The following is a 1,502-nucleotide window of genomic DNA, read 5'->3' on the forward strand; positions in this document are numbered from 1 at the left end:
GTCGGGCCCTGAGGCGCCGAGGTGGGCCTCTGGGGCGCCGAGGCCGGGCTCCGGTGCGAAGGCCTGCGCGGCTTCGCACGGGGAATCGGCGCCGAGCGGCGGGATAGTCGGGATAGTGCTGAACGCTGCGGCGGCTCCACCAGCCCCACCAGCCCCATCAGCTCCACCGGCCGCGCCGTCGGCGGTGAACGCGTCGGCGGTCTCGTCGATCGGCATCAGGACCAGGTCCCTCGTTTCGTCAGCACGGTTTTCAACGTGTCCAGCCGGTCGGTCATGATGCCGTCCGCGCCCAGGTCGAGCAACCGTTCCATGTCAGGGGCCTCGTTGATGGTCCACACGTGCACCGGCAGCCCGGCGGCGTGCGCGGTGGCCAGCAGCCGCTCGTCGACCACCACGATCCGGCCCAGGTTCGGCGGCACCTGGAGGCAGGCGGCGGCGAGCTTCGGCAGCGTGGCGGCGTCCGGCACCTCGCCGGGCTTCAGTTTGCGGGAGGCCCGCCACATCCGGAAGGCCTCGCGCGGTCCGGCGCTGGTGCACAGTTCGGGGCCGAAGGCGGCGCGCATCGCGGCCAGCCGGGTATCGGAGAAGGAGCTGATGCAGACCCGCTCCACGGCGTCGGTGTCCCGCAGCAGCGCGGTCAGCGGGGCGATCGCGTTGGGCTCCTTGACGTCGATGTTGAACCGCGCGTCGGGGAACGCCTCCAGCAGGTCGGCCATCGTCGGGATCGGCTCGTCCCCGATCCGCGCGGTGGCGACCTCGGCGGCGGTGAGCGTGCTGATCCGGCCCTTGGTGTCGGTGACGCGCTGAAGCCGCCGGTCGTGGAAGGCCAGCAGGACGCCGTCGGCGGTGGCGTGGACGTCGGTCTCCAGATACCGGTAGCCGGCCTCGACGGCGATTCTGAACGCGGACAGCGTGTTCTCGCCGGCCGGGCCGTCCGCGCCGCCCCGGTGGGCGAACGGGACGGGCCCCGGGTGGTCGAGGAACGGGTGGCGGGCAGAGCTGTCGGACATGGCGGCAAGTATCCCAAGCCGCGGGTCACAACTTCATCAAAGTGCGCGTGGCGGCGTGCGCCGCCGGGGGTGCAGTTCATACTCTGATGCGATCGCAGCCCGGGGGGAGCGCGGTTCGTGGTTTGCTGAGGGCGCTAGGGCGTGAACGAGCGTGGGGAGTGCGGGTTGAAGGCGGCTGGCCGGGCGTCGGACGGTGCTGGGTCGGCCGAGGGCGGGGACGAGGGTGCCGAGGCCGGGAATCTCGACCCTGGGAACGCCGGGCCCGGAAACACCAGTGCCACGGTCGGCGACACCGGGAACCGGCCGGTCGGCGGCGCGGGACGGTTACGGCGTGCCTCGGATGTCCTGTTCGGTGGGGGAGCAGCGCCTGCCACGCCCTCTGCCACCGCGAGCTCCGGCGCTGATCGGGCAGGTCGCGCCAGCCGGGCAGATCGCGCTGATCGCTCCGTCACCGCCCCCAGCACCCCGGCCGCACCCCGCCCGACCTGGTCC

Annotated in this window: 1 protein-coding gene and 1 pseudogene; both read right to left on the reverse strand. The window is 72.8% G+C overall.

The genetic code is table 11. The features are described 5' to 3' along the window. Positions 1–216: pseudogene (locus IZR01_RS51915) on the reverse strand (hypothetical protein); the annotation flags it as partial. Beyond that, positions 216–1,010, reverse strand: coding sequence for a glycerophosphodiester phosphodiesterase family protein (locus IZR01_RS49135; RefSeq protein WP_194900119.1), 795 nt, complete (start codon positions 1,008–1,010; stop codon positions 216–218). The gene IZR01_RS49135 and the pseudogene IZR01_RS51915, both read right to left, overlap by 1 nt. Between the last annotated feature and the right edge of the window lie 492 nt (positions 1,011–1,502).

The sequence above is a fragment of the Catenulispora pinisilvae genome (assembly GCF_015356865.1).
Lineage (GTDB): Bacteria > Actinomycetota > Actinomycetes > Streptomycetales > Catenulisporaceae > Catenulispora > Catenulispora pinisilvae.

Bases quoted from the DNA above. Each gene is read 5' to 3' on its own strand.
- IZR01_RS49135 (WP_194900119.1), bottom strand. From the start codon at position 1,010: ATGTCCGACAGCTCTGCCCGCCACCCGTTCCTCGACCACCCGGGGCCC.